General features: G+C 62.4%; 14 protein-coding genes and 4 pseudogenes. 13 read left to right on the forward strand and 5 right to left on the reverse strand.

From position 1 onward, the window contains the following. The first annotated feature begins 121 nt into the window (after positions 1–121). Positions 122–1096 (forward strand): helix-turn-helix domain-containing protein, encoded by a 975-nt coding sequence (locus tag RGV59_RS16600; RefSeq protein WP_102618914.1) that lies wholly within the window; start codon positions 122–124, stop codon positions 1094–1096. 257 nt (positions 1097–1353) lie between these two features. Here the strand turns inward: RGV59_RS16600 and RGV59_RS16605 are convergent. Then, positions 1354–1630 (reverse strand): annotated as a pseudogene (locus tag RGV59_RS16605) (Rieske 2Fe-2S domain-containing protein); the annotation flags it as partial. A 263-nt stretch (positions 1631–1893) separates the two neighbouring features. Between RGV59_RS16605 and RGV59_RS16610 the strand changes: the two are divergent. The 6 genes and pseudogenes from RGV59_RS16610 to RGV59_RS16635 all read left to right on the forward strand — a co-directional run bounded on the left by RGV59_RS16610 (position 1894) and on the right by RGV59_RS16635 (position 8503). After that, positions 1894–2775 (forward strand): serine hydrolase domain-containing protein, encoded by an 882-nt coding sequence (locus tag RGV59_RS16610; RefSeq protein WP_126585838.1) that lies wholly within the window; start codon positions 1894–1896, stop codon positions 2773–2775. Between the two features lie 120 nt (positions 2776–2895). Continuing rightward, a pseudogene (locus RGV59_RS16615) lies at positions 2896–3514 on the forward strand (hypothetical protein); the annotation flags it as partial. A 253-nt stretch (positions 3515–3767) separates the two neighbouring features. Then, positions 3768–4757 carry a helix-turn-helix domain-containing protein gene (locus RGV59_RS16620; protein ID WP_371918442.1) on the forward strand — a complete coding sequence of 330 codons (990 nt, stop codon included), beginning with the start codon at positions 3768–3770 and terminating at the stop codon, positions 4755–4757. 78 nt (positions 4758–4835) lie between these two features. Next, positions 4836–5765 (forward strand): SphA family protein, encoded by a 930-nt coding sequence (locus RGV59_RS16625; protein WP_017846951.1) that lies wholly within the window; start codon positions 4836–4838, stop codon positions 5763–5765. A 10-nt stretch (positions 5766–5775) separates the two neighbouring features. Then, entirely contained in the window at positions 5776–6993 is a 1218-nt protein-coding gene (locus tag RGV59_RS16630) for an MFS transporter (protein WP_017846952.1), read from the forward strand. A 46-nt stretch (positions 6994–7039) separates the two neighbouring features. Beyond that, the gene (locus RGV59_RS16635) at positions 7040–8503 is read left to right on the forward strand and encodes an amidase (protein WP_126585839.1); all 1464 of its coding nucleotides are present in this window, start codon (positions 7040–7042) and stop codon (positions 8501–8503) included. Here RGV59_RS16635 and RGV59_RS16640 read toward each other — a convergent pair. Continuing rightward, complete coding sequence (locus RGV59_RS16640; RefSeq protein ID WP_126585840.1) at positions 8491–8979, reverse strand: MarR family winged helix-turn-helix transcriptional regulator; 489 nt, start codon at positions 8977–8979, stop codon at positions 8491–8493. The two genes, RGV59_RS16635 and RGV59_RS16640, sit on opposite strands and share 13 nt — an antisense overlap. Positions 8980–9192: 213 nt before the next feature. Between RGV59_RS16640 and RGV59_RS16645 the strand changes: the two genes are divergently transcribed. The 3 genes and pseudogenes from RGV59_RS16645 (at position 9193) to RGV59_RS16655 (ending at position 12352) form a co-directional block, all read left to right on the forward strand. Then, positions 9193–10023 (forward strand): p-hydroxycinnamoyl CoA hydratase/lyase, encoded by an 831-nt coding sequence (locus RGV59_RS16645; RefSeq protein ID WP_017846955.1) that lies wholly within the window; start codon positions 9193–9195, stop codon positions 10021–10023. 113 nt (positions 10024–10136) lie between these two features. Beyond that, positions 10137–10367, forward strand: a pseudogene (locus RGV59_RS16650) (aldehyde dehydrogenase family protein); the annotation flags it as partial. 110 nt (positions 10368–10477) lie between these two features. After that, positions 10478–12352, forward strand: a complete 1875-nt coding sequence (locus tag RGV59_RS16655) for a feruloyl-CoA synthase (protein ID WP_126585842.1) — start codon at positions 10478–10480, stop codon at positions 12350–12352. A 14-nt stretch (positions 12353–12366) separates the two neighbouring features. Here the strand turns inward: RGV59_RS16655 and RGV59_RS16660 are convergent, their stop codons facing one another. The 3 genes and pseudogenes from RGV59_RS16660 to RGV59_RS31740 all read right to left on the reverse strand — a co-directional run. Next, the gene (locus tag RGV59_RS16660) at positions 12367–13872 is read right to left on the reverse strand and encodes an MFS transporter (RefSeq protein WP_126585843.1); all 1506 of its coding nucleotides are present in this window, start codon (positions 13870–13872) and stop codon (positions 12367–12369) included. A gap of 66 nt (positions 13873–13938) precedes the next feature. Beyond that, on the reverse strand, positions 13939–14694 hold the full coding sequence (locus RGV59_RS31735; RefSeq protein WP_370737511.1) for a methyl-accepting chemotaxis protein: 756 nt from the start codon (positions 14692–14694) through the stop codon (positions 13939–13941). A gap of 102 nt (positions 14695–14796) precedes the next feature. Next, positions 14797–15990, reverse strand: a pseudogene (locus RGV59_RS31740) (HAMP domain-containing protein); the annotation flags it as partial. A gap of 344 nt (positions 15991–16334) precedes the next feature. Between RGV59_RS31740 and RGV59_RS16670 the strand changes: the two are divergent. The 3 genes from RGV59_RS16670 (at position 16335) to RGV59_RS16680 (ending at position 20650) form a co-directional block, all read left to right on the forward strand. Next, entirely contained in the window at positions 16335–17783 is a 1449-nt protein-coding gene (locus RGV59_RS16670) for an APC family permease (RefSeq protein ID WP_017846960.1), read from the forward strand. Positions 17784–17867: 84 nt separating this feature from the next. Further along, positions 17868–19289, forward strand: a complete 1422-nt coding sequence (locus tag RGV59_RS16675) for an aldehyde dehydrogenase family protein (protein WP_126585844.1) — start codon at positions 17868–17870, stop codon at positions 19287–19289. An 11-nt stretch (positions 19290–19300) separates the two neighbouring features. Continuing rightward, complete coding sequence (locus tag RGV59_RS16680; RefSeq protein WP_126585845.1) at positions 19301–20650, forward strand: aminotransferase class III-fold pyridoxal phosphate-dependent enzyme; 1350 nt, start codon at positions 19301–19303, stop codon at positions 20648–20650. The last annotated feature ends 4 nt before the right edge of the window (positions 20651–20654 follow it).

Raw genomic sequence — 20654 nt, forward strand, 5'->3', positions numbered from 1 at the left:
TCCTGAGCGCGCTTTCCTGCACACATCTTGCATAAAGAAATGTGCAGGTTTTCTGCTATGTGCGAACATCACGCAAAAGATTCCTCAAAAAAAAAGAATATTGGCGGAGGCTTTCGACCTAATGAAAAATCAGCTTATCGGCCATTTTCGCGACATCCATGTCCATGCGGCCACCATCCATGAATGGAATCAGGACTACAGCCAGTTAACCGCAGGCTCGTCCGAGAGTTCGCTGATGCAACTGTCGACCGCCGGATGCCATGTCTTTCGCGAGCAGATCAACCAGCGTGTGGTGCAACAGGGTGCGGCGCCCCGGGGCAAGATGTGCTTTGCGGTGCCGATCACCGTGCCCGGTTCGATTCGAATGCAGGGGCGGGAGGTGGACGACAGCAGCCTGTTTTTTCTTCACGGTGGTGAGGAGTTCATGTTCCATATGCCGACGGGCATGGAGTTGTTGTCCATCACCTTCGAGCGTGAATTGTTCGAGCAAGCCTTGGCGCAAACGGCGTCGCCGAAGGAAGTCAGCCAACTGTTGCGTCAGCCGGTGATCAAGGTGTCCACCCAGCGCGTCGCGGGCGCTCGGCACCGATTGCTGGCGATGTTCACCCAGGCCCTGATGCACGAAGAGCTCGACAGCACGCGAGATCGGGAGCGGGAGCAGGCGTTGGAACAGGCCATGCTCGACGAGTTGCTGCAACTGCTGACCGACCCGGCCTGCGATAAACAGCAGCGTACCGCGAGCTCCACGCGCAGCTTCATTGTCGAGAAATGCCACCGTTTGGCGACGGCCGAGATGAACAGCGTGCCCAGCGTGAGCGAGTTGTGCCAGCGCCTCCAAGTGAGTCGGCGCACCGTGCAGAACAGCTTTCGCGCGGTGGCCGAGACCACGCCCCTGAACTACTTGCGCTCCCTAAGGCTTAACGGCGTACGCCGGACCTTGATGTCGACCCGTGCGTCGGACCTCTCGATTGGCGATATCGCTGCCCAATGGGGCTTCTATCACCTCAGCCACTTCGCGGCGGAGTACCACGCGCTGTTCGCCGAATTGCCGTCCCACACCGCGCGTGCCGCCATCGCCGTGTGTGCGCGTGCCTGAGTAAGCGCCCACGGCACATGGGGGGCGACCCTGCGCGCGGTGTTACTGTGCTGCGGATCTGCCCACTAAGTGTGCATGGACTGTCCTCTTTAGTAGCGCACCGTGCGCAGAGGGCTGTATTCGCGGTGCAGGCGATCTTCCGGCCAGCCCCGTGCTCGCCGGCGCGGGCGCAATAATGCAGCTCGAAATCTGCCCGCGCGTGCGCCGGGCGCTCAGCCGTTCCAGGATCTTGCGCGACCGCACGCCGCCGTAGGCCCCTGTTCGCTTTCGGCCCATTCCAGGTGCGGGATCAACCGTCTTGTTGCACGCCCCCTCCGTACTCGCTGGCCGGCATCCGCACGGTGGTGCCGTCGCGGCCCATCGCCAAGCCGTGGTAGCCGCAGACCCGTTCTCCATTTTCCACAGCGCCTAGAGAAGGCGCCGCGCCGCGATGGGGCAGAAGTCCTCAAGCGTGGCGACCTGGCCCGTCAGGCCCCGGCAAAACACCATATTTTCTCCGCAAGTTTGCCGGCCCACGTGTTTTTTTGAGTGCATGACAGCTCTCCAGGAAACGCATTGTTTTTGCCTAGCGGATCCATTGAATGCTCGCGGCATTTTTGGTCAGCCTCATGCTTTCTGACTCAAGTGATTTTTTGTCGATTGTCGGACGATAAGGATCGTATCTCGCTCTTTAATGGATCCATTTACTGTGACTAATATAATTTCTTAAGTTAAATATTTTATTTGCTAAAATAATTAATGATAGTAATTATTTTCCTGCATCTGCTCCACGCAGAGTCTTTTTCAGGATCACACAGATGAGCCAGAACACCGTGCCTTTACTCGTCAGGCTTTACGCCGAGGCCAATGAATCCTTACTTCCCGGGCATACCGCGCCGGGGTTGATGCAGGGGTTTCCAGCCGCGCCCGAGCAGCGCGTAACCTGGGAAAACTGGATGCGCCCGCCGTTCAACCGCTGGGGGTTTCGTCACCTCGCGCGCCTACGGCCGTCCATCGACGTGCGGGCCGGGAATGCGCCACGCAGCCCCTTGAACGACGCGCCGCAAGCGCTGAGCGAGCTGCGCTTCGACAGTTGCTGTGGCCTGAGCGTCAGCCTGCTCGACCACCTGGTGGCCAGTCACACCGATAGTTTTCTGGTGATGCAGGGCGATCAAGTGCTGTTCGAGCGCTATTTCAACGGTCAGCGTCCCGAGCACCGGCACATTATGTTTTCGGTGACCAAGTCGCTGATCGGTCTGCTGGGCGAACAACTGATCAGCGAGGCGCTGCTCGACCCCATGCGCAGCGTCAGTGCTTACGTGCCCGAGCTGGCGGGCAGCGCCTTCGGCGATGCGAGCGTGGGCCGGCTGTTGGCCAACGATGGCTGGCACGCGGGTTCGCCACTGATCTCCAGCGAGGCCATCGCGCGCATCGCCAAAGGCGGTGACCCGGCGATCTACGCGGCCAACGCCGAGTTTTCCGAATGGACGCCCGGCGCGTCCTACCGCAGCCAGTGGTACGTCTTCAACGACCATAGCCAAGCCCTTATGGCGGGCGGGATCCATGGCCAATACCTGTTCATCGACAAGCCGTCGAAGGTGGTGATCGTCAAGCAATCCTCGTTGCCGGAAGCGGTCGGCCCGTTCGATGCCGACAGCGTGCGCATGCTGCGTGCGATCGCCGCTCACCTGACTCACTGATTCCACTTACAACAAGAACCATCCAGCGTCTGGATTTCACCTGGCTTGCCCAGGTGTTGGCGGCGTACTGCGCCGCTTGCAACTGCCCTGTAACAACAATAATTACACAGGCGCTTCACTATGTTTTTCACGACGCGTTTTACCCGCGCGCTGGTGGCGGTCAGCCTGCAGCTTAGCGCCCAGGTTGCCTTGGCGGGCTACACCTTCGAGGACGGCAACCTCAAGGGCGAGGTCAACCTGACCGCGAGCGCTGCGACCATCACCACGCGCAACGTCAACTTCGGCAGTGGCCGGGTCGACCAGCGCAGCGGCAAAAATGGCGGCAGCCGCATCGGCTGGCAGGAGGTGTATGTCAAACCCGCGATCAAATTCGACTATGCCCTGACACCTGACATCAGTGTGCTGGGCGGTGCGTCGGTGGTCGCCGCCAGCACCTTCGGCGACGGTGACGCCGGTCCTCGGGTACCGTTACGCGAGCTTTTCCGGTGACGACAACCTTGCCGACAACCGGCAAAAAGCCTGGGACCCGTTGAGTAAAGGCTTTGTCGACTGGAGCACCTGGCGGGTGGGGGATGTGGTCGGTAACTACCTGCTGTTTAACAGCAACGAAAATGTCCAGCAGTTCTCGCTCAAGACGCACCTGAGCCAGACGTTTACGCTGGGAGCGATCCACTATCAGTTCTGGTTGGACGAAAAGAACTATATGGGCGCGGCCGTCAGCGATCGGCGCTTTACTGATGGCTTGGCGTCGTTCGAGCTTTTGCCGCTCACGGTAAATCCTTGTGGTGTAAAGAGAAGGGCCTGATTGGTCCAGGCATTCGCGCAAAAATATTTTATGGGGTAAAAATTTTAAAGCACTCATTTTGGTAGTGGTGGCGTACCTGATTCATGGGCGCACTAGCCGATTTCGGCACACCTTACCCAATGGCGCCATGCGGGGAATGGAAATTGCGTGCTGAGCGACAGTGCTTCAGGCTCAAAGGGAAAAATCCATGAACACTTACAATAATAATTCCAGCGTGCAGATGGTTCGCCCGGCATGGGGCATTCCTTCAACGATCCGGCATTTTCACACCCATGACATCGATCAGCACGCGCGCAACATGGGCGGTTGGCAGGTCCGTTATGACCAATTGTCCCCAGGCCGCTTTGAGGGCGAGTTGATCGAGCTACACGCCGGCTGGATGCAACTGATGCGTGACCGCACCAACCAGTCGATGCTCAAAAGCGGCAGTGCCTGGAAAGGCGCGATCACCTTCAGCATGCCGCTCAACGCGAGCGGCCCGCTGTTTTGTGCCGGGCATCCGATCCATGAACACGGCCTGTTGGTCGCCCATGGCGATCATTTGCCTGACCTGCGCGTGCCTGAGAACCTCGACCTGTTGAGCGTTGCCGTCGACATCGAGGCTTTGGAGCGTCTGTTAGAGCATCAGGAAGTGGCTTTTCGCTTTACCGATCTTCCCAAGTGTTACCGTTTGGGCGGGACGTGTGTGCAAATCGAGCTGGCCAATCTGTTGGATGAGTTGGTCTGCGCTGATCAGGGGCACGAAGCGCTGTTGAGCTATGAAGCGATTCGGCACGGGGTCCGCGATGCGGTGATGGTGCAGTTGCTGGACCTGGTCGCCCCGGATCAGTTCGCCGGCCTGAGTCCGACGGCGCGCAAACGCATGGTTGATCGGGCGCGCGAATATGCCTTGGGGCATCTGGATGAACCGCTGTCGATCCTCGATCTGTGCAGTCACATCGGCGCCAGCCGGCGCAAACTCCAATACTGTTTCCAGGAAACCCTGGGCATCAACCCCGTGGCCTATTTGCGTGCGCTGCGCTTGAATGCGGTGCGTCGCGAGCTGCGCGAGCGCCAGGAAGCCTACGGTGTCCAAGAGGTCGCGGCACGCTGGGGGTTCTGGCATCTGAGCCGTTTTGCCAGCGACTACCGGACCCTGTTCGGCGAGTCACCGTCGCAGACGTTGCAACGGCGCTAACTGTGCTGAAAACGGCTAACCCGCTGCGGCGTGCCGTTACTAGGATGGCCCACACCATGAGGTTGGGAGGGGCATTCGATGAACAACAACAATTCAAACATCCGCCACGTCAGTTGGGTCACCTTGGGTCTGCTCGGTCTTTGCCTTGGGGCACAGGCCACTGAAAACGGCGCGCCCACCACCGCGGTGGGCGTCTACGATTTCGGCGCCGGGATGACGCCACCTGTGACACCGAACGGCACCGTGGGGCTGCGCACGGCGTTCTATTCCGCCAACGTGCAGAAGGACAGCCAAGGGCGTGCGGTGGATAACCGTCTCTCCCTGGATGTGCTGTCCATCGGCGTGGTCTACCTGCGCATGACGGACTATCGCGTGCTGGGTGGCCAGTACGGCTTCGGTGCCGTCGTACCGTTCTTCAAGATGGATGCGTCGCTGCAAGTGCCGACACCGGGCGGGCCGTTGAAACTGTCGGCCGACCCCTTTCGGATGGCGGATGCGCAGATCGTTCCGCTGATCCTGCAGTGGAACCTGTCGCCTAACCTGTTCGTCAATACCCAGTTCCAGATCCAGGCGCCGACCGGCGACTACGACCAAAAAAGGCTGGTGTCTCCTGGGCTGAACCACTGGACATTCTCCCCGGCGGTCAACGCCACCTACATCAGCGACACCGGCTTTGAGGTGTCGTCGAGTTTCCAGGTCGATGTGAACACGCGCAATCCCGACACCCACTACAAAAATGGCGTGGAGTACCGCCATGAGTTTGCCGTGGGGCAACATTTCGGGCCTTGGACGGCGGGCCTCGGCGGCTATTACTACCGCCAGTTGAGCGACGACGATGCGCCGAACCTGACGCGCGGCAACCGCGCGGGGGTCATGGCCCTGGGCCCGGCGATCAGCTACATCGCGCCGGGGCTGCCACCGCTGTGGCTGCATCTTTACAAAGAGTTCGACGCGCACAATCGCGCCGAAGGCTACACCGCCGCCTTGCGCGTTTCGTATAGCTTCTGAGGGCCGGATCATGACCACTGTTAATGCCGCCACAAACCTATCGACCGCTGACACCCGCCAAGCCTCGGGCCGTCGCGAAGGGGTGGTGCTGATACTCGGCAGCAGCCTGACCATCATGGGCGCGGTGATGATCGCGCCTATCTTGCCCAAACTCGGTGCCGAGTTCGGCCCCCTCAATCCCCATGCCGACCTGCTGGTTCCGCTGGCCGTGACCGGCCCCGCGCTGGCCATCGCGCTGTGCGCGCCGCTGGCGGGCTGGCTCGCCGACCGGATCGGGCGCAAAGCCTTGCTGGTCATTGCGACATTGCTCTACGCGCTGCTGGGCGTTACCCCGGTGATCCTCGGTGACTTGCAGTCCATCGTGGTCGTGCGCTTGTTGTTCGGTTGCGCCGAAGCGGCGGTGATGACGTGTTGCTCGACCTTGATCGCCGACTATTGGCACGGCGGCGAGCGGCTGCGCTACATCAATCGCCAGATGGTGACCATTGGCCTGGTCGGCGCGTTGTTCTTCGTGGTCGGCGGCGCCTTGGGCGAGTATTCCTGGCGCTTGCCTTTCCTGTTGTACCTGCTGCCGTTGCTGTTGGTGCCGGCGATGCTGAAAGTGCTGTGGGAACCGGCGCGTTCCCAGCCGAGTACGGTTGCCCAGGACGCCGAGCGGGTGGCGGTGTGGCCGCTGGTGCTGGGCTACCTGTTGATCTTCGGCGGCATGGTGCTGACCTTTATCGCGCCGGTGCAGGTGCCGATTCTGCTGGTGCAGTTGGGCATTACCTCCAGCACCCTGATGGGGTTGGCCGCCGGTCTGAGCCTGATCTCCACCCTGGGCGGTTCTCTCGCCTGGCCGCTGTTGCGACGCACCTTAAAGGGCGCGGGGACCAATACGGTGTTGCTGCTGCTGTTCGCCTTGGGGCTGTGGTTGCTGACCCGTGCGCAGAGCTACAACGAAGTGGCGCTGGCGATGGTGCTGCATGGCCTGGGAGCGGGCCTGCTGGTGCCGAACGTGATGGCGCCGGTGATGGAAGCCCTGACGGCGCGCACCCGTGGCCGGGGCCTGGGCGGTTTGACCGCCTGCCTGTATCTGGGGCAGTTCGTCAGCCCGCTGGTGGTCGCGGCGCTGGTGGTCTATGCCGGCGACCTGCGCCACGCCATCCAATGGCTAGCCTGCGCCAGCCTGGCGGCGGCTGTGCTGTGGGGCGTTGCCGGCGTGTCACGCCTGCGCTCGGTCATCTGAATACCGTCAGTTTGCACGTCATTGAAATACATCCGGAGTAATGGGTATGCGCGACATTCAGCAGTTAATCGACAATGAAGACGCTATCGGTCTGGCCGCATGGGTCAGGCGCGGCGAAGTCCAACCGGTGGAACTGGTGGAGGCCGTCATCGAGCGGATCGAGCAGGTAGAGCCACGCCTCAATGCCGTCGCCGAACGCCTGTACGACCAGGCGCGCGAGGACGCCCTCGCCCCCACGTCCGGGGAAGGGGTGTTCGCCGGGGTGCCGACCTTGATCAAAGATTTGTTCGCGCCCGTGGCGGGTGCGGCAATGACCAACGGCTCGCTTGCGCTGGGGGCTGCCCGCGTCGACTTCGACGCCGAGGTGGTCACGCGCCTGCGCCGCGCCGGTTGCCTGTTCGTCGGCACCACCACGGCACCGGAATTCGGCACCTCCTATTCCACCGAGTCGATGCGTTTTGGCGCCACCCGAAACCCCTGGAATACCCAGCACAGTGCCGGCGGTTCCAGCGGCGGGGCGGCGGCGTTGGTCGCGGCGCGCGTTGTGCCGTTCGCACACGGCAACGATGGCGGCGGTTCCTTGCGCGTGCCGGCGTCCTGTTGCGGCGTGTTCGGCCTCAAGCCCAGCCGTGGTCTGCTGCCGTCGGGGCCGATGGTCGGGGAGGGCTGGGCGGGGATGGCGACCAATCATTGCCTCACCCTGTCGGTGCGTGACAGTGCGGCATTGCTGGACGCCACCGCCGGCCACGAACTGGGCGCACCCTACGCCGCGCCGATTTCAGCGCACCCGTATGCGTGGGCCTTGCAACAGGCGCCGCGGCCTTTACGGATTGCGCTGGTCGAGCGGGTCGGCACGTGGCCGATCTCCAATCAAAGCCTGGATGCCGTGCGTCAGGCGGCCAAGCTTTGCGAATCCTTGGGGCATCGGGTGGAACTTGCGCAGTTACCGGTGGTGTTGCCGGAGTTTCTCGACCAGGTGTTCACCATCATCGGCGCGAGCACGCGTCACTATGTGGACGTCCTCGGCCAATTGCGCGGGGCTCCGGTACGGCCCGAGGAACTGGAGGCGCGCACGCGCATCATTCTGCGCGACAAGGGGGAGGTCAGTGGCGCGCAATACGCTGCGGCGGTGGAATGGATTCACGCCCTCGGCCGTCAACTGGCGCTGTTCATGTGCGACTACGACGTGATCCTCAGCCCGACCCTGGCGCGGGAACCAGCCCTGATCGGTGAACTGGATCTGCAGGATGACAGCCTGGGTCTGGATGAGCTGATCGAGCGCTTCCACAGTTATTCACCGTTTACCGCCTTGTTCAATGCCAGCGGGCAACCGGCGATGTCGGTGCCGCTGTACTGGAGCGAGCGCGGGCTGCCCATGGGCGCGCATTTCGCCGGGCGTTTTGGCGAGGATGCGACGTTGTTGGCGTTGGCGGCGCAACTGGAGATCGCCCAGCCATGGCGTCAGCGCATGGCATCGGTGAATGCGTGCCTGGGCGCTCAGTCACGGTAGCTTTTTTTCAGCAGCCGGAGCAGTTCGTCGCGCTCCTGGTTGTCGAGGGCGGCGGTGGCATCCTTGTCGCTCTCGGCAGCGATTTGCGTGAGTTCCTTGAGCAGCGCTTCGCCGGCCTTGCTGAGGAAAATCCCGTAGGAACGCTTGTCGGGTTTGCAGCGCACCCGTACCGCCAGCGCGCGGCTTTCCAGCTTATTGAGCAGCGGCACCACTTGCGGTGGCTCGATGGCCAGCGCCCTGGCCAGGTCGGTCTGCATCAGCCCGGGGTTTTGATTGATGATCGCCAGGGCCGAGAACTGTGCCGGCCGCAAGTCGTGAGCCGACAACCGGCCGATCAGGTTCTGGAACAGCTTCAATTGCGCGCGGCGCATCGCATAGCCGATCAAGTCATCCAGCGCGGCGTCCAGTGGGGCCGGGTTGTCGCCGCTGGCGGCGGGGCGTTCTGGGGTGGCGGTGAGCCGGGAAGACTTGGCCATGGCAGGGCGGGTCCTTGAGCAGTGGTTAATAAAGCTATGCAGTTTTCCGAGATTGGCTGGCGATAGCCATCGCTCTGTTTCAATACATCGTGCAAATACGCCTTTCCAATACCTGAAAAATATTAGGTTAATTTCATTAATGGTTAGTTGATATAACTAATTTGTCGGTTTAGCTTTTAACCATCGTCAAGCCAAGAACAAGAGAGCATCGCCATGAGCAATTACGAAGGTCGCTGGTCAACGGTCAAAGTCGAAATCGAAGAGGGCATTGCCTGGGTCATTCTCAATCGGCCGGAAAAACGCAATGCCATGAGCCCGACCCTGAACCGGGAAATGATCGATGTACTGGAAACCCTGGAGCAGGACCCTGCCGCCGGTGTTCTGGTGCTGACGGGCGCGGGCGAGGCTTGGACGGCGGGTATGGACCTCAAGGAATACTTTCGCGAAATCGACGCCGGCCCGGAAATCCTCCAGGAAAAAATCCGCCGCGAAGCCTCGCAATGGCAGTGGAAGTTGCTGCGCATGTACACCAAACCGACCATCGCCATGGTCAACGGCTGGTGCTTCGGTGGCGGTTTCAGCCCCTTGGTGGCGTGCGACCTGGCGATCTGTGCCGATGAAGCGACCTTCGGGTTGTCGGAAATCAACTGGGGCATTCCACCGGGCAACCTGGTGAGCAAAGCCATGGCCGACACCGTGGGCCATCGCCAGTCGCTGTACTACATCATGACCGGCAAGACGTTTGGCGGGCAGAAGGCCGCCGAAATGGGCCTGGTCAACCAGAGCGTGCCGTTGGCGCAACTGCGTGACGTCACTGTCGAGCTGGCGCGTAATCTTTTGGAGAAAAACCCGGTGGTGCTGCGTGCCGCCAAGCATGGTTTCAAACGATGCCGCGAGCTGACCTGGGAGCAAAACGAAGACTACCTGTACGCCAAGCTCGACCAGTCGCGCCTGCTCGATACCGAAGGCGGTCGCGAGCAGGGCATGAAGCAGTTCCTCGACGACAAAAGCATCAAGCCTGGCCTGCAGACGTATAAACGCTGAAGCCAGCCCTTGGCCGCGCCGCACGGCGGTGTCGGCGGTGTAGGGTTTGAACGTATTCCCGATAAAGACAATAAAGAGGAATCACCATGCTGGACGTGCCCCTGTTGATTGGCGGCCTGTCGGCGGCGATCTTCAGCCGTGACACGGCGCGTGCGCTGGCGCAGCGGGTGGAGTCGGGGATCTGCCACATCAACGGCCCGACCGTACACGATGAAGCGCAAATGCCCTTCGGCGGCGTCAAGTCCAGCGGTTATGGGAGTTTTGGCAGCAAGGCCGCGATCGAACACTTTACGCAACTGCGCTGGATCACGTTGCAGAACGGTCCACGGCATTACCCGATCTGAGGCGCCGCCCAAGGGCGGACCCACATAACAATAATCAGGGCGCAGCCGCTGGCTGGCGCCACATGACACCCACGGGTGTCCGTCGGCGTGCCTTGTTGGAGGACCATCCCGTGAGTTCCGAATTCAGATCGCAACCCGAACGGCCCACGCCGCGTTACCGCCCCGTGTCCATCAGCCATGCGCCGGTGGAAGTGATCGAAAACCACGGCGTGCTGCACATGCGTTCGCTGGAACCGTTGGCCGAATTACCGCAACGGTTGCTCGACCGGCTGCTGCATTGGGCCCAGATACGCCCGGAGCAGACCTTCGTCGCCGCCCGCGACGGCGACGGTTGGCGTCGCGTCAGTTATGCGCAGATGCTCGACAGTGTGCGGGCCATTGCGCAGAGTTTGCTTCGCTATGGTCTGTCGGCCGAGAAGCCGCTGGTGCTGCTGTCGGGCAACGACATCGAACACCTGCAGATGGCGTTCGGCGCCATGTACGCCGGTATTCCCTATTGCCCGGTGTCGCCGGCGTATGCGCTGCTGTCCCAGGACTTCGCCAAACTGCGGCATGTCTGCGACCTGTTGCAACCCGGCCTGGTCTTTGTCAGCGACGCACTGGCTTACCAGCGCGCGATCGATGCGGTGCTGCCCGCCGAGACCCCGTTGATCAGCGTGCGTGGCCAAGTGGCGGGGCGCGCCCAGGTGAGTTTCGCCAGTTTGTTGCAGGTCGCGGGCGGCGCCGAGGCCGAGCGGGCCTTCGCGGCCACCGGCCCCGACAGCATTGCCAAGTTTCTCTTCACGTCCGGTTCCACCCAATTGCCCAAGGCGGTGATCACCACCCAGCGCATGCTCTGCGCCAACCAGCAGATGCTCTTGCAAACCTTCCCGGTGCTTGGCGAAGAGCCGCCGGTGCTGGTGGACTGGCTGCCGTGGAACCACACCTTCGGCGGCAGTCATAACGTCGGTATCGTGCTCTATAACGGCGGCACGTTTTACCTGGACGACGGCAAGCCCACGGTGCAGGGCTTTGCCGAAACGCTGCGCAATCTCAAGGACATCTCGCCCACGGCCTACTTGACCGTGCCCAAGGGGTGGGAAGAACTGGTCAATGCCCTGGAGCAGGACGCCGCCTTGCGTGAGTGCTTTTTTGCCCGGATGAAATTGTTTTTCTTCGCCGCCGCGGGCCTGTCGCAGCGGGTCTGGGACCGGCTCGACCGGGTGGCCGAGCAGCATTGCGGCGAACGCATTCGGATGATGGCCGGGCTGGGCATGACCGAAGCCGCGCCATCCTGCACCTTTACCACCGGGCCGTTGTCCGTGGCCGGGTATATCGGCTTGCCCGCGCCCGGCTGCGAGGTGCGTCTGGTGCCGGTGGACGGCAAGCTCGAGGGGCGCTTTCGCGGCCCCCACATCATGCCGGGGTACTGGCGAGCGGCGCAGCAGACCGCCGCGGTATTCGACGACCAGGGGTTCTACTGCTCGGGCGACGCGCTCAAACTTGCCGACCCAAACAACCCGCACCTGGGCCTGATGTTCGACGGACGCATCGCCGAGGATTTCAAACTGTCGTCCGGGGTGTTTGTCAGCGTGGGGCCGTTGCGCAACCGTGCGGTCCTGGAGGGGGCGCCCTATGTGCAGGACGTGGTGATCGCCGCGCCCGACCGCGAATGCCTGGGCATTCTGGTGTTTCCAAGGCTGTACGAATGCCGCCGACTGGCGGGGCTGGGCACCGCCGCCAGCGACGCCGAGGTGCTGACCAGCGCTGCCGTGCGCCAGTGGTTTGGCGACTGGTTGCAACGCCTCAATCGCGACGCGACGGGCAATGCCAGTCGCCTGGAGTGGTTGGTACTGCTCGATGAACCGGCGTCCATCGACCGTGGCGAGATCACCGACAAGGGCTCGATCAACCAGCGCGCGGTCTTGCAGTGGCGCGCGTCCCAGGTCGAGGCGTTGTATCGCGGGGAGGAACCGTCGATCCTGCGGGCGGGCGCGCGGGCATAACGCCAAGGCGCCTGCTAAGCCAGATCATCCGTAACGATCGCCGCTGCTGGCAGGCTCCGCTTCACCAGCAGCGCCGCAATCAACAACAGGACTGTCATCGTCACCAGCACGGCAACGAAACCTGTATCAAACGCCGAACGGGCGAACGCCGTCAGCATGGCGGCGCCCTCGGGTGATAACGTCCCGGCGACGTTCAGCGCGTCGTCGAGGCTCTCGAATGTCACGGGGTTTTGCGTCAGCCATGACGGAATCACCCGCCCTGCCGAGTACGCATAGATCGCTGATAACAGGCTGCCCGCAATCGTCACGCCCGCCGCACCGCCCAGTTCAAAGGAGACTTCCTCGAGGGACGCGGCCATGCCGGCCTTATCGGCGGGCACGCTGAGCATGATAGTGCTGGACGCCGCGGTCAGTGCCGCGCCCATTGTCAGGCCCAGCAGCGCCAGGCTGACGATTTGCAGGGGCACCGCGGCTTGGTACAGAAACACATAGGCCAGCATCGCGGCGGATGAAAGCAGCAATGTCCAGAACAGCATGCGCTGGTTGCCCAGGCGCGGCAGGTAGTAGCCGGCAAGCGGGCCGGCGACAAAGGAACCCAGCGGCAGCGGCAGAATGAACAGTGCCGCTTCCAGCGGCGACATGCCCAGCACCAGTTGCAAGCGTTGGCTGAACACCAGCTCCATGCCGATAAATGCGGCGGCTGACACCACGGCCGCAATCACCGCATTTCGGAACCCGGATGTGGTGAACAACGACAGATCGAGCATCGGCTGCGCGGCACGTCGTTGGCGCCGAATGAACAGCGTGAGAAACAGCGTGCCCAGGACCACCGCCACCAGCATGGCGTCGAAGGAGGGCACCCGTTTGCCGAGCTCCTTGACGGCATACGCCATGCTGATCAAGCCGATCATCACCTGCAGCGAACCCAGCCAATCCCAACGTCGTTCGGGGTTTCCCGGGTGGTCGGGGATCAACAGCACGCCGACGAGCAACGCCAGCAGCACAATCGGCACGTTGATCAGAAACACCGAGCCCCACCAGAAATGCTCCAGCAACAGGCCACCCACCACCGGCCCGAACGCCGCGCCCCCCGAGGCCACCGAGGCCCAGATCCCGAACGCCATGGCCTGTTCGCGCTCGTCGGTGAACGTCAACCGGACCAGGGCCAATGTGGCGGGCATCATCATCGCCGCGCCGACCGCCAGGAACCCCCGCGCGCCGATCAATACGCCGGCCGAAGGCGAGAAGGCCGCGATCAGCGAGCACAGCCCAAATACACTCAAGCCCCCGATAAATAGCCGTTTATGCCCCAGGCGGTCGCCGAGCGTGCCCATGCCCAGCAACAGCCCGGCGGCGATCAGCGCATAGATATTGATGATCCACAGTTTCTGCGACGCTGTCGCACCAAGCTCGCGCGTCAGTGTCGGCAACGCGGTGTACAGCACGGTCATGTCAATCACGATGAGCAGCAATGCACTGGAAATAATGGCCAGGATCAACCAGCGTCGCGAAGCGGTCATGGGCAAGGCTCTATGTGTAAAGTGTCGAAGGCCGGCCACTGTAGCTCAGTTGCGCTGCATTGCCCCTCACACACGGAAATGGCCCACCAGGTTCTGTTGATGGTTGGCCATTTCATGCAGTGAGTCACTGGCCCTGGAGGCCTCGTTCATGCGCGTGGTGAGTGTTTCGCTGATGCCTCGGATGTCACTGACACGCTGGCTGATATCGTCCACGACGGTGCTTTGTTCCAGGGCAGCGCTGGCGATCTGCTGGTTCATCTGCTCGATCACGTCCACGGCCTGGGAGATGTTCTGCAGCGCCGCACGCGTCTGTTGCACCTGGATCACGCTGCTGCCGGCTTGTTCGCGACTCAGTTGAGTGCTGTGTACCACCTCCTGGCTCAGCTGTTGCAACCTCTCGATCACGTTGCGCACCTGTTCGACCGAGCTCTGGGTGTTGCTGGCCAGGTGCCTGACTTCATCGGCTACCACCGCAAAACCGCGCCCTTGTTCGCCCGCTCTGGCCGCTTCGATGGCTGCATTCAAGGCCAGCAGGTTGGTCTGTTGAGCGAGGGTGCAGATCACGTCCAGCACCTGGCTGATCTGGCTGCTGCTGTCGGCGAGGGCGTGTACCTGCTTGAGTGTGGCGTCCAGGCGCTGGTCGAGGTGTTCGATGTTGTGTACGGCGCTGGCGAAGACGGCCTGACCGGAACGGCTCGCGCTTTCCGCGGCGCTCGCGGCGTCGGCGGCAGAGTGCGAGTGGCGCGCCACTTCCTGGGCACTGGCGCTCATTTCATGCAGCGCGGTCGCCGCCAGTTCCACTTCACGGTACTGGCGCTGCATGCCTGCGCTGACCTCCCGGGCAATGCCCGAGGACGTGTCGGCACTGGTGCGCGTGTCCCGCGAGGCGGATTGGATGTCGCGGATGATCGGCTGCAATTTGTCCAGGAAACGGTTGAAACCGTTGCTCAGTGCGCCCAGCTCATCGTGGCGAGCCACCGGCAGGCGTTGGGTGAGATCACCGTCGCCGTCGACAATCGCATCAAGCAGGCTGGCCACCTTCAGCAGCGGGCGCGTCACGCCGTAGGCCGCCAGCCAAATCAGCAGCATGCCCAGGCAACTGGCGAGCAAACCGAGGCCCAGGTTGAGCCAATTGGCCTGGCGGCGTTGGGCATCCAGTTCGCTCTGCATCTGCCGAACGGGGGCCTGCGCCACGGCTTGCGGCACCTTCAGCTGCAACGTCCACGGTGGGCTGCCCGCCACGGTCTGGACGGCCTGGCTGATGTCGATGCTGGCGCCCGAGACCTCGCCACTGCGCCCGGCCACCTGGCCCGAGTTCGCGACTATGCTGACTGCGCTGGCGCCCTGATACAGATCCTGGCGCAGGTTGGCCGCGAGTTTCTGCAGGGTATCGAGGCCGATGTCCATGCCGACCACGCCGATCGTCGTGCCGTTGGCGATCAGTGGAATCGAAATGCTGCTCATCAGGACTTTGCGGCCCTCCACCTCGCTTTCATAGGGCGCCACCACACAGGTGCGGCCCTGGGCCTGCGGGCAGACGTACCAGGCGTTTTCCGGCTCACTGCCCGCCGGCGCATGGTTGGCGGTGATTTGCGGCTCAGTGAGTACTTCCTGGACCAATTGCCCCGGTTGGCTCTGCGACCAATACAGCGCGAACCGGCCTGTTTCGTTGCCTGCCAACGCACGTTGCGCGGTGAACTGCGCGTCGGCACCTGCCAGCGCATCGGGCAGCAACACCACGTACAGGCCGAGCACTTTGTCGCGCTTGAGCAGTGTCTGGCGAGTAATGTTCACCAGTGTCTCGCGCAGTTGTGTCGCCGAGAGGCGGCCATTGAGGGTTTGTTCGCGCAGTTGCAGGACCTGTTGCGCGAAGCCTTCGCCATACAGCGCCGTCTCATTGAAAAACCGCGCGACCTGCTGACCGTGGGCAACCGCCTGGGCCTGCAAGTGCTCCGTGGCCGCTTGCGCCAGCAACTGAGTGCTGCGTGCCTTGAGCAGTTTTGCACTTTGTTGATTCTGGTACAGCGAGGCGCCGGTCAATGCGGCGACAACGGCCAGCAGGCACAGCCCGCTCAGGAGTGTGATGCGCCATTGAATAGTCAGGTGAGCAAAAGGCATGGCTGGGGGTTCCTGCGCGTGAGCGCTCTATGGGCTGTAATAGCCTGGTGGGCGCCGTCGTTTCTTATTGTTGCTAGCCGACATCCGGGCATAGCACGGCGACCCTAGAGTGCAGGGATGAACATCCGGGGGGTTATCCCAAATCGGCGGGGAACGGTGCTGGACGCTGAACTGTTTTGGGGCGATGCAGGCGATGCTACCGATTTGGGATAGCGAGGGGTTTGTAGGGGGGCATAGGATCGAATACAGCGTGCAAGCCAAAAAATAAAAGCGCTACCCGGTGCCGATAGAGCCTTGATCGGAGCCACCCCACAGCGACTGCCTCATACAATAAGGTCAATAACATGAGTGTATCTATTCAGGTCAACAGCTCCACGGAGTTGAAGCGAGGCGCCTTGGGCGTCGGCTTCATCATCTTCTTCGTGATTTCGGCGGCGAGCCCTCTCAGTGTCATCGCCGGCGGTTTTCCGATTGGTATCATGCTGGGTAACGGCGCCGGCACCCCGGCATTGCTGATCCTGGCGTTGCTGGTGCTATTGGCGTTCTCGGTGGGTTACACCACCATGTCCCGCCACCTGACCAACGCCGGTGGTTTCTATGCCTTCACCTCGCGCGGCTTGGGCGGTTTGGCCGGCGGCGCGGCGGCGGTGTTGGCGATGTTTGCCTATAACATTCTCCAGATCGCCCTGTATGGCATGTTCGGTGGCGTGGTCAGCGGCACCATGGAGAGCGTGTTTGGCCTGGTGATGCCCTGGTGGTCTTATTCGCTGATGGCGATGGCCAGTATTGCGGTCCTCGGTTATCGCAAGATTGATCTGTCCGCGCGGGTCTTGTCAGTCGTGGTGATCGCCGAGTACCTGGCAATCCTTACCCTCGACTTCGCGATTCTCAGGACCGGTGGCGACAGCGGTATCAATCTCGACTCGTTCAGCAGCCAGCACGTGTTCAGCGGCACCCCGTCGATCGGCCTGCTGTTCTGCTTCGCCGCGTTCATCGGCTTCGAGGCCACCACGATCTACGGCGAAGAAGCGAAGAACCCGCAACGCACCATTCCGATTGCCACCTACAGCTCGGTGCTGCTGATCGGTGGTTTCTATGCGCTGTCGGTCTGGGCGATGGTGGTCGGTGTGGGCACCGACAAGATCGTGCCGATGCTGCAAGCATTGCAGGACCCCACGACCTTTATCTACGGCATGTCCGATCACTTTGTCGGTCCTCACCTGACCCAGATTATCCGCGTGCTGTTCATGGTCAGTATCTACGCCGGGCTGCTGGCGTTCCATAACGCCGCCGCGCGCTACTTCTACGCGATCGGGCGTGACGGTTTGCTGCACAGTCTGCTGGGCACCACCCACCGCGTGCATCAGAGCCCGCATATGGGTTCGGCATTGCAGAGCCTGATCGCTGCGGTGGTGGTGCTGATCTTCGCCGCCATGGATGCGGACCCGATCCTGCAACTGTTCGCCTGGTTCTCCAACCTGGCCACCCTGTGCGTCATTTTGCTGATGGCGATGACCTCGGTCGCGGTGTGTGTGTATTTTCACCGGCATCCCGAGCTCAAGGTCGGCGCTTTGCGCGGGCGTATTCTGCCGGGGTTGTCCTGCCTGGCATTGCTGATGGTGCTGATCCTGGCAGTGGCGCACTTCGATGTGCTCACGGGCGCCAGCAAGCTGTTGTCGTACAGCCTGTGCGCCGTCATTCCCTTGGCCCTGCTGGGCGGCATCTTTCTCGCCGCGCGACTGCGCAAGGTATCGCCACAGCGGTTCCTGGCATTGGGTAGCCACAAGCTCTAAGGCATCAACCCGGTACAACTCTACTGCGAACTGTGCGCTTGTCGGTGTCCGACAAGGCGTGCCTGCGTTAAAGGAAAATTGCACATGCACCATTACACGATGCTGATCAACGGGGTTCAGGTTGCCGGTGAAAACGGGCAGTTTGACGTGATCAATCCAGCCACCGGCACCGCATTCGCACAGTGCCCGGCCGGTTCCCTGGCGCAACTGGACCAGGCGGTGGCGGCTGCCCAGGCGGCCTTCAAGACGTGGCGGCACAGCACTCACGCGCTGCGTTGCGAGCGCCTGCTGGCGATCGCCGAAGACATTGAGCGGGACGCCGAGGCACTGGCCCGGCTGATCGTTCTCGAGCAAGGTAAACCGCTGGAGCTGGCATTCTCCGAAGTCATGGGCGGTGCCGCCTGGACCCGCTATGCCGCCGGGCAAGAGATCGCGGTGGAACTGGTGGAAGAAACCCCCACCCAGCGTGTCGAGTTGCACCGCAAGCCGCTGGGCGTGGTGGCTTCGATCACGCCGTGGAACTGGCCGTTCATGATCGCTATATGGCACATCATGCCGGCATTGCGCGCCGGCAATTGCGTGATCAGCAAACCCTCGAGCCTGACGCCATTGAGCACCTTGCGCCTGGTGGAAATCATCGCTCGGCATGTGCCCCGCGGTGTGATCAATTGCGTGACCGGTGAGCAAGGTTTCGGCAGTGCGATCACCGCCCACACGGGGATTCAGAAGATTGTCTTCACCGGCTCGACCGCCACCGGGCAAAGCGTGATGCGCGGCGCCGCCAACAACCTCAAGCGACTGACCCTCGAGCTGGGCGGTAACGATGCCGCGATCGTGCTGCCTGGAACGCCGGTCGATGAAGTCGCCGAAGAGATTTTCCAGGCGGCCTTCCTCAACATGGGGCAGACGTGCGCCGCCCTCAAGCGTTTGTACATTCATGAATCCCAATACCAAGCGTTTGCCGAGGCGCTGACCCGCATCGCCGAACGGCAGGTGGTCGGTGATGGCCTGGAGCCTGGGGTCACGTTTGGCCCGGTGCAGAACCTCGAGCAACTGCAACTGGTCGAGGCCCTGGTCGACGATGCGCGGCAGCACGGCGCCCGTATTTTGTGCGGCGGTGCGCGCCTGGACCATCCGGGGTTCTTTTACCCGCCGACGCTGGTCGCCGATGTCACCGACGGCCAGCGGCTGGTCGACGAGGAGCAGTTTGGCCCGGTGTTGCCGTTGATCGCCTATCAGGATGTGGAAGACGTGCTGCGTCGCGCGAATGCGGGCGACATGGGCTTGGGCGGCTCGGTCTGGGGGCCGGACGTCGAACAGGCGACGGCGTTGGCCAGCCGTCTGGAAAGCGGCGTGGCATGGGTCAACTGCCATGCCCGCATCCAGCCGAACACGCCGTTCGGCGGCAGCAAGATGTCCGGGTTCGGTGTCGAGTTCGGCCTTGAGGGCCTGCTCGAATTCACCGGGCAACAGTTGCTGTTTGTCCACAAGCGTGACGCTGAATAAGGGCCTGAACCATGTACGAAAAATATAAAACCGCACAGAAGAAATTCTGGCACCCAATGAGTTCCAGCGCCCCGGCGCATCGCGCGAAGACCTTGATCATTGCCCGTGGCGACGGCAATTACATCACCGATATCGACGGCCAGCGCATGCTCGACGGCGTGGGCGGCCTGTGGAACGTCAACATCGGGCACAACCGTGCGTCGGTCAAGGCCGCGATTGCCGCGCAGCTGGATGAACTGGCGTATTACCAGACCTTCGACGGCATTGCCCATCCGCGGGTGTTCGACCTGGCCGAGCGGCTGACGTCGATGTTCGCCCAGGAGCAGATGACGCGCGTGCTGTTCAGTTCCGGTGGCTCCGATGCGGTGGAGACTGCGCTGAAAATGGCCCGCCAGTACTGGATCGCCAGCGGCGAGCCGGGGCGCACGCGCTTTTTGTCCCTGCGCAACGGTTATCACGGCGTACACATGGGTGGCACGTCAGTGGGCGGCAATGGGGTTTATCACTACAACCACGGGCCGTTGTTGGCCGGATGCCATTTGCTCGACACCCCATGGTTGTATCGCAACCCTTGGGACTGCCGGGACCCGCAAGCGCTGACCGCACACTGCATTCGCCAGCTTGAAGATCAGATCGCCTTGCTGGGCGCGCAGACCATCGCCGCGTTGATCGCGGAACCGGTGCAAGGCGCCGGTGGCGTGATCGTGCCGCCGGACGACTACTGGAAGCGCCTGCGTGAGGTGTGCGACCGCCACGGCATTCTGTTGATCGCCGACGAAGTGGTCACCGGTTTCGGTCGCTCGGGCTGCATGCTCGGCAGCCGCGGCTGGGGTGTCGCGCCGGACATGCTGTGCCTGGCCAAAGGCATCACCGCCGGTTATATCCCGCTGGGCGCAACGCTGTTCAATCAGCGCATCGTCGACGCGATTGAGCACGGCGAAGGCTTCAGCAACGTGATCATGCACGGCTACACCTACAGCGGGCATCCGACCGCCTGCGCGGCCGCCCTGGCGGTGCTGGATATCGTCGAAGCCGAGGACCTGCCGGGCAACGCCGCCAAGGTCGGCGGGCAATTGCTCGAACAGCTGCAAGCACTGACCGAGCGTTACGCCGTGGTCGGTGAAGTGCGCGGCAAGGGCCTGATGATTGCCTTGGACCTGGTGACGGACAAAGCCACCCGCGAACCGCTGAACCCGGCGGCCGGGCAGCCTTTGCGGATCGCTGACGAAGCGCGTCGCGCCGGGGTGCTGGTGCGGCCGATCGGCAACAAAATCGTTCTGTCGCCACCGCTGACCCTCACGGGCGCGGAGGCCGAATTGATCGTCGCGGCGCTGGACACCGCGCTCGCCGCTTGCGGCTAGCCCT

It is taken from the genome of Pseudomonas sp. FG1 (genome assembly GCF_034313875.1).
GTDB lineage: Bacteria > Pseudomonadota > Gammaproteobacteria > Pseudomonadales > Pseudomonadaceae > Aquipseudomonas > Aquipseudomonas veronii.